Origin of the sequence: Myxococcus vastator, assembly GCF_010894475.1 — a bacterium.
In the GTDB taxonomy this organism is placed as follows: domain Bacteria; phylum Myxococcota; class Myxococcia; order Myxococcales; family Myxococcaceae; genus Myxococcus; species Myxococcus vastator.
The window spans coordinates 1-7583 of the sequence record NZ_JAAIYB010000411.1; the positions used below are offsets into that span (position 1 = coordinate 1).

The 7583-nt window shown below is 73.1% G+C and carries 7 protein-coding genes; 6 read left to right on the forward strand and 1 reads right to left on the reverse strand.

The features are described 5' to 3' along the window. The 6 genes from G4D87_RS29815 to G4D87_RS29840 all read left to right on the forward strand — a co-directional run. Window positions 1-1503: HEAT repeat domain-containing protein (locus G4D87_RS29815; RefSeq protein WP_205507767.1), on the forward strand; the 1503-nt coding region annotated here is incomplete at its 5' end. Window positions 1504-1513: 10 nt separating this feature from the next. Then, entirely contained in the window at window positions 1514-2335 is an 822-nt protein-coding gene (locus G4D87_RS29820) for a CheR family methyltransferase (RefSeq protein ID WP_163786092.1), read from the forward strand. Next, complete coding sequence (gene cheB / locus G4D87_RS29825) at window positions 2332-3378, forward strand: chemotaxis-specific protein-glutamate methyltransferase CheB (protein WP_163786093.1); 1047 nt, start codon at window positions 2332-2334, stop codon at window positions 3376-3378. Before G4D87_RS29820 ends, cheB begins: the two co-directional genes overlap by 4 nt. A 60-nt stretch (window positions 3379-3438) precedes the next feature. Next, window positions 3439-4413, forward strand: a complete 975-nt coding sequence (locus tag G4D87_RS29830) for a fatty acid desaturase family protein (protein ID WP_163786094.1) — start codon at window positions 3439-3441, stop codon at window positions 4411-4413. Between the two features lie 189 nt (window positions 4414-4602). Further along, a complete protein-coding gene (locus G4D87_RS29835; RefSeq protein ID WP_163786095.1) occupies window positions 4603-5724 on the forward strand; it encodes a PilZ domain-containing protein in 1122 nt (373 codons plus the stop codon). After that, window positions 5721-6107, forward strand: coding sequence for a response regulator (locus tag G4D87_RS29840; RefSeq protein ID WP_163786096.1), 387 nt, complete (start codon window positions 5721-5723; stop codon window positions 6105-6107). Before G4D87_RS29835 ends, G4D87_RS29840 begins: the two co-directional genes overlap by 4 nt. Here the strand turns inward: G4D87_RS29840 and G4D87_RS29845 are convergent. Continuing rightward, a partial coding sequence (locus tag G4D87_RS29845; RefSeq protein ID WP_163786097.1) for a PAS domain-containing sensor histidine kinase occupies window positions 6104-7583 on the reverse strand: 1480 nt, incomplete at its 5' end. The two genes, G4D87_RS29840 and G4D87_RS29845, sit on opposite strands and share 4 nt — an antisense overlap.

The following is a 7583-nucleotide window of genomic DNA, read 5'->3' on the forward strand; positions in this document are numbered from 1 at the left end:
GCCCTGGCGCGCCTGCTGGGCTGGGTGGGCGGGCTGGACGCCGCGTCCGGGCTGCTGAGGCTCCTGGACGGGCCGGACCCGTCCGTGGCGCGCGCGGCGGCCAGCGCGCTGTCGGAGCTGGGCGCGGACGCGGACGCCCAGATTCTCCAGGCGCTGCGCGAGGGCGACAGCGCCCGGCGCCGCGTGCTGCTGCCGCTGGTGGGCCGCAGGACCGCGGCGGTGCCGGACGTCATGTCGTGTCTGGAAGACCGGGACGCGTCGGTGCGCGCGCTGGCGGCTGACACGCTGTCCCGCATTGGCAGCCCGGCCGCGGTGCCGGCCCTGTTCGAGCGGCTGGTGGACGAGGACCTGCGCGTGGTGCAGGCCGCGGTGGGCGCCATCCAGTCCCTGGGGAGCGACGCCACGGAGAAGCTGGCGCTGCAGGCGGCCCATTCACCCGACTCGCGTCTGCGTCGCGCGGCGCTGCGCATCATCTCCTACTTCGGCTATTCGAAGGGGCTGGACGTGCTGCTCCAGGCCATGAGGGACCCGGACGAGCGCCTGCGCGACGCGGCCATCTACGGCCTGCCCTTCATTGATGACCCGCGCGCGGTGGACGCGCTGCTGACGGCCGCCGACCATGAGTCGGAGCGCACGCGCGCGGCGGCGATGCGCGCGCTGGGGCAGACGGAGAAGGAGGCGCGCATCACCTCCACGCTGCTGCGGGGGCTCAATGACCGCGACCCGTGGGTGCGCTACTACGCGTGCCAGGCGCTGGGAAAGCTGAACGAGGAGGCCGCCGCGGACGCCATCGTCGCGCTGGCGGACGACGCCGCGGGCCAGGTGCGCGTGGCGGTGGTGGACGCGCTGGCGCACATGCACACGGAGAGCGCGATGACGGCGCTCCAGCGCGCGGCGGTCAGCGCGGACGCGGACGTGCGGCGCGCCGCCCTGCTGGGGCTGGGCGTGGGCCGGCGGCCGGACGCGCTGCCCGTGCTGCTGGAGGCGGCGAGGTCGGAGGACGCCGCCACCCGGCTGGTCGCGCTGTCCGCGGTGGCGGAGTACGAAGCACCGGAGACGCTGCCCGCGCTGCTGCACGCCGCGGGTGACGGCGACGACAGCGTGCGCAGCGCCGCGGTGGGCTTCATCGCCACGCGCCCCGGCGTGCCCGCCACGCAGGCCCTGGTGTCGCTGCTGGGGGACATGACGCTGCGCGAGCGGGTGGTGAGCGCGCTGGCGCTGCCCCTGGAGGGGCGGTTGCCGGGGCTGCTGGCCGCGCTGGAGGCGGCGGACGAGCTCACCGCGCCGCTGCTGGTGGCGGCGCTGGCCCGCATGCGCCGCTCGGACGCGCAAGCCGCGCTCGTGCAGTTGCTGGGCTCCGCCAGTCCCGCGGGCCGGCGCGCCGCGGTGCCGGCGGTGGCGGCGCTGGGGACGTTGGAGGCCCGGGAGGCGCTGGAGCGCGCCTCCACGCAGGACGAGGACCCCGAAGTCCGCCGGGCCTGCCGGCTGGTGCTGAGCCGCTGACGCCACCGCCATGTTCTCACTGCCCATGTCTCCCCAGGTGTTCGCCATCCTGGCCGCGCTCATCGAGCAGCGCGCCGGGCTGCACTACGGCCCCGAGGACCGGGAGTTGCTCGCCGACAAGGTGGCCGCGCGCGCGCTGGACGCGGGCTTCGACTCGCTGCTCGACTACTACTACTACCTCCGCTACGACCCGGCGGGCTCCGAGGCGCTGGACGCGCTGGTGGACTCGCTGCTGGTCCACGAGACGTACTTCTTCCGGGAGGCCCTGCCGCTGCGGGTGCTGGCCGAGGACCTGCTGGTGCCCGCCGTGCGCGCCGGACAGCGGCCCCGGGTGTGGAGCGCGGCCTGCTCCACCGGAGAGGAGCCCCTCACGCTGGCGATGATGCTCGCGGAGCTGGGCGTGCTCGAAGGGGTGGAGCTGGTGGCCAGCGACCTGAGTGCCCGCGCGCTGGAGCGGGCCCGCACCGGGGAGCACAACCTGCGCTCCCTTCGCGCGCTGCCTCCGGGCGTGGAGGGCCGGTGGCTGGAGACGCGCGAGGGGCGCCCGCGCGTGCGGCCGGAGTTGGTGGACGCGGTGGACTGGCGGCGCGTCAACCTGATGGATGCCGACGCGGTGGCGCGATTGGGCGCCTTCGACGCCATCCTCTGCCGCAACGTCCTCATCTACTTCCAGGACGACACCGCGCGCAGCGTGGTGGAGTCCCTGACGCGCGCGCTCGCTCCGGGGGGACACCTGCTGGTGGGGACCTCCGAATCCCTGATGCGCTTCGGCACCGCGCTCGCCTGCGAGGAGCGGCGCGGCGCCTTCTTCTATACCAAGGCCAGGCCATGACGGCGGTGTCTCCCATTCGCGTGCTGGTGGTGGATGACTCCGCCTTCGCCCGCAAGGTGCTGCGGCAGGTGCTCTCCAGCGCGGAGGGCCTGGACGTGGTGGGCGTCGCGCGCGACGGCCTGGACGCGCTGGAGAAGGTGGCCGAGCTCGCTCCAGACGTGCTCACGCTGGACCTGGTGATGCCGGGCCTGGACGGGCTGGGCGTGCTACGCGCGCTCACCTCCAGTGCCGCCGCGCCCCGCGTGGTGGTGGTGAGCAGCGCGGGCGAGGAGAGCGAGCTGGCGGTGGCCGCGCTCCAGGCCGGCGCGGTGGAGCTGGTGAACAAGCCCACCGCGCTCGCCACCGAGCGGCTGTATGAGCTGGGCGGAGAGCTGGTGGCGAAGGTCCGCACGGCCGCGGGCGCGGTGGCGCGCGCGCCGCGGGAGCCGGCACCGCCGCCCGTGTCCGCCTCCGCGCCGGTGGCGCGCGCGGCCACGAAGAGCCTGGTCGTGGTGGGCACCTCCACCGGCGGGCCGCAGGCGCTCACCCGGCTGCTGTCCGAGCTGCCCGTGGACTTCCCCGCGCCGCTGGCGCTCGCGCTCCACATCCCCACGGGCTACACCGAAGCGGTGGCCCGGCGCCTGGACGCGCACTGCGCGCTGGAGGTGCTGGAGGCGGTGGATGGGCTGGAGCTGCGGCCCGGCCGCGCGGTGCTGGCGCGCTCCGGGCAGCACCTCAAGCTGGAGCGCCACGGCGCGGTGACGCTCGCGCGGTTGGACATGCAGCCGCTGCGCACGCCGCACCACCCCAGCGTGGACGTCCTCTTCGAGAGCGCCGCGCGAAGCTGGGGCTCGGACGCGGTGGGCCTGGTGCTCACCGGCATGGGCGACGACGGCGTCGCGGGCGCCCGGGCCATCCGCGAGGCCGGAGGCACCGTCCTCACGGAGAGCGAGTCCTCCTGTGTGGTTTACGGCATGCCACGCGCCGTGAAGGAGGCCGGGCTGTCGACCGCCAGCGCTCCGCTGGAGGGAATGTTGGCGTTGCTGCGGCGCCACGTGCGCTGAAGTCCACCTGTGTTCGAATCCAGGGGGAGCGGATGGCAGCGGAGCGCCGGCTGGGTCAGGATGGCCGGCATGCTCCGTTACGCCGCTGACCGCCGGACGATGTCGTGGTGTCTGGCCATGCCCGTGGTGGCCCTGTCGATGTACGTGGCGCCCGGATGGATTCCCTATCTCTGCCCACTGGCGTGCTACCTGGCGCTGTCGGCGGGCGTCATCGCGCACAACCACAACCACTGCCCCACCTTCCGCAACCGGAAGCTGAACGAGGCCATGGGCATGTGGCTGTCGCTCTTCTACGGGTACCCCACCTTCGTCTGGATTCCGACGCACAACCTCAACCACCACAAGTTCGTGAACAAGGCGGGCGACGCCACCATCACCTGGCGCTACTCGAAGAAGCACAACTTCCTGGTGGCCTTCCTCTTCCCCTTCGTGTCCACGTACTGGCAGCAGGAGCCGACGAAGGCGTTCATCGACAAGGCCCGCGAGCGCAACCGCCCGCTGTACCGCCAGATTCTCACCCAGTACGCCGTCTGGGGCGGCACGCACGCGGCGCTGCTGGGGCTGGCCATGGCGATGCACGGCGTGGCCGGCGGCGCGCGCATCTGGGCGTTCGCCTTCCTGGTGCCCGCGCTCTTCTCGCTGTGGACCATCATGTTCTTCAACTACATCCAGCACGTCCACACGGACCCCTGGAGCGAGCACGACCACAGCCGCAGCTTCACCGGCCGCCTCATCAACTTCTTCCTCTTCAACAACGGCCTCCACGCCGTGCACCATGAGACGCCGGGCCTGCACTGGAGCCTGCTGCCCGAAGCCCACGCGAAAATCGAGGCAGGCATCACGCCGGCCCTCAAGCCGGTGAGCTTCTTCGGCTGGTGCTTCCGCTCGTACGTGGTGGCGCCCTTCCTGCCCCGCTTCGGCACGGCGCAGGTGGGACGCGCGCCCTATGAGCCCCCGGAGGGGGGCGCGCTGGACGTGCGCTTCGGGGACGACCTGCAGGCCGTCGACTCGGGCGTCAACGTCGCCCGCGTCTGACGCCGCCTCGTGCCGCCGCGGACACCGGCCGCGGCCCCGGTCGGTGGCCTCTGTCCTTTATTCCCCATCTGTCTTCGGAATCTGACCCAGGGGGATTTTCGTCGAGTGGCCGTTTCTCATACTTCAAAGTCGTAGGGTGAGAAGCGCGGTGGGGCGGGCCGGGGCGGATGAAGACCAGGGAGGCTCCGCATGATGACGGCTCCAGGACGCGTGCGTCCTTCACCAGGGCGGGTGGAAGCAACGCCGCGGGTGCTGTGTGTGGGGGCCACGAGCGAATCCTGGTTGGCGCTGTCACGGGCCCTGCGTCCGTTGCGCTGCGTGTCCTCGCAGGTGCCTTCCCTGGAGTCCGCCTTCCTGGAGGTGCGGCACGCGCGGCCTTCCCTGGTGCTGGTGCACTGGCGGCAGCTGGTGGCCGGCGCGGGCATGGGCCTGCGCGCGCTGAAGCTGCGCCTGGGGGTGGACGGTCCGCCGGTGGTGCTGGTGGCGGAGCCGGAGACGCCCGCCGAGGTGCTCGAGGTGGGCGACGCGGAGGGCGTCGAGGACTGCTTGCTGTCGCCCCTGCGCACGCACGAGCTGCGCGCGCGGTTGGCGCTGCTGGCGGGTGAAGGCATCCCGGCCGCGCAGGTGCGTGCGTCCCGTGCGCGTTCGCGCCTGCTGCTGCTGGCCGGCGCCAGTGGCCCCCGGGCGTGGAGCGGGCTGGGCGCCCTGCTGGAGGCGTGTGGCCATCGCATCCTCTACAGCGCCACCGTGGGCGGCGGCGCCGCAAGGGTGGCCGAACACGGCGAGCGGCCCGACCTGATGTTGTCGCGGGAAGGCGCGCCAGGCACGCCGTGGGGCCTGTCCTCCTCGCGGATACAGCCGCTGCTGGCCGGGGTGCCGTCGCTCACGCTGGACGCGACCGTGCCCGTGCGTCCGGCCACGTTGCTGCCCCGTATCCACGCGCTGCTGGGACGGGAGGACGCCTCGCTGCGCGCCGAGGCGCGGGTGCGCTTCTGCTGTCCGGTGTCCTTCGGCGAGGCGGGGCCGCGCGGCGCGGAGTGGCGCTCCGGGGTGTCCAGCGCGCTGAGCCCGGGCGGCCTCCTGGTGCGCACGCTGGTGCCGGCGAAGGCGGGGACGACGGTGGAGCTGCACATCCTGCTGCCCACCCTGGGGGAGCGCCTGGAGACGCACGGCGTGGTGGCCTGGGCCCACGCCTACGCGCCTCGTGGCGGCGTGTCCCACCCCTATGGCATGGGGGTGCGCTTCCTGGGCATGGGGCCCCCGCGCCTCATGCAGTTGCGCCAGCTGTGCCAGGCGGAGGTGCGCCCGTGACAGCGCCGGGCGCACCGAAGCGCAAGAAGGTCCTGCTGGTGGATGACTCGGACACCGTCCTGCTGCTCCAGCGGATGTTGCTGGCGGAGCTGGGCCACGACGCCATCATCGCGCGGGACGGGCTGGAGGCGCTGGCGCGCGCGGAGCAGGAGCGGCCGGACCTGGTCTTCCTCGACGTGCTGATGCCGCACCTGGACGGACTGGAGACGTGCCGGATGCTGCGCGGCCGGGAGCCGACGCGGCGCACGCCCATCATCCTCTGCAGCGCCAGCGCCGAGGCGCGCAGCGTGCGCGCGTGCTTCAACAGCGGCTGCAACGACTTCGTGGCCAAGCCCTTCGACGGCGCCGCGCTGGTGGCCCTGCTGCGGCGCTACCTGGATTAGTCGTGGGGGCTGCCGGTGGGCGGCATGGGCGGCCGGGCCGGCATGGAGCGGCGCGGCAGCGTCACGGTGAAGGTGGTGCCCTCCACTTCGTCGGAGCGGACCTCGATGGTGCCGCCGTGCGCCTGGATGATTTCCCGGACGATGAAGAGCCCCAGCCCATAGCTCATCTTCAGCGTGCGCGAGCTCTGCGGGCCGCCGCGGAAGGGCTCGAAGAGGTGGGGCAGCAGGTGGTCTGGAATGGGGCGGCCGGCGTTGTGCACCTCCAGCACCACCTGGGTGCGCAGCCCTCGCGCCGTCAGCCGCACCGGCGTCTCCGGCGGGCTGTACTTGAGCGCGTTCTCCACCAGGTTGGACGTCACCTGCGCCAGCCGGTCCGGGTCCCAGACGCCCTGGGTGTTGCCCTTGTGGTCCACCTCGACGGTGCGCTGGGGGAAGGCCACGCCGAACTCGTGGGCCACCTTGGCCGCCAGGTCCTTCAGGTCCGCCGGCCGGGGCTCAATGGCCACGCCGCCCATCAGCCGCGTGCGCGTGAAGTCCAGCAGCAGCCGGGTGAGCCGTTCGATGCGCACCGCCGCGGTGGCGATGCGCTGGCTGGTGCGCTGCGCGTCCTCGTCGGTGCCGCCCGCGGCGAGCACGCGCGACCAGTTCATGATGGCGCCCAGCGGGCTGCGGATGTCATGGGTGACGATGCCCATGAGCTGCTCCTGGAACTCGGAGTGTCGCCGGGCCTCCTCTTCCGCCCACTTGCGCTGGGTGATGTCGCGGCTGATGCCGAACAGGCCGAACACCGTGCCCTCGGCGTCACGCAGCACGCCCTTGGTGGACAGCCACACGCGCGGGCCCTCCACGCCCGGCTGCGCGTCCTCGTAGGTGACGGTGCGGCCGAAGGCGAACACCTCGCGGTCGTTCGCCGCGTTGGTGCGCGCCACCGCCGGGTCGAACAGCTCGAGGTCCGTGCGCCCCACCACGTCCTCGGAGCGGTAGCCCACGGCCTTCGCGCCCGCCGCGTTCATCATCGTGAAGCGGCCGTCCAGGTCCTTCGTGTAGACGGCGTCCGTGGTGCCTTCCAGGATGGCGCGGAACACCTCGCCGTTGCGGCGCAGCGCCTCGCGCGCCTGGCGCTCCGCGGTGATGTCACGGCAGTGCACCAGCAGGCCGCCCTCCACCGGGCGCACGCGCACGTCGAGGCACGTCTCCGCTTCCGGCCAGGCGTGCTCGTAGCGGACGGAGGGCTGCTCGGCCACGGGCCGCTCGAAGCGCAGGTGACGGCTCAGCTCCAGCAGCTCCGGGCACACCCGACGCACGTCGTCCCGCAACCGCGCCGCGCCGCCGAGCAGCCGGGCCATGTCTGGGTTCACGTACGCCAGACACCACCGCGCATCGACCAGGAAGAAGGCGTCCGGGAGCGCCTCCAGCAGCGTCTGCAGCAGCTCGGGGGAGGGGGCCTCGGCGGACGGCTCGGCCAGAGGACGCTGG

Bases quoted from the DNA above. Each gene is read 5' to 3' on its own strand.
- G4D87_RS29835 (WP_163786095.1), top strand. From the start codon at position 4,603: ATGATGACGGCTCCAGGACGCGTGCGTCCTTCACCAGGGCGGGTGGAA.
- G4D87_RS29820 (WP_163786092.1), top strand. From the start codon at position 1,514: ATGTTCTCACTGCCCATGTCTCCCCAGGTGTTCGCCATCCTGGCCGCG.
- G4D87_RS29830 (WP_163786094.1), top strand. From the start codon at position 3,439: ATGGCCGGCATGCTCCGTTACGCCGCTGACCGCCGGACGATGTCGTGG.
- cheB (WP_163786093.1), top strand. From the start codon at position 2,332: ATGACGGCGGTGTCTCCCATTCGCGTGCTGGTGGTGGATGACTCCGCC.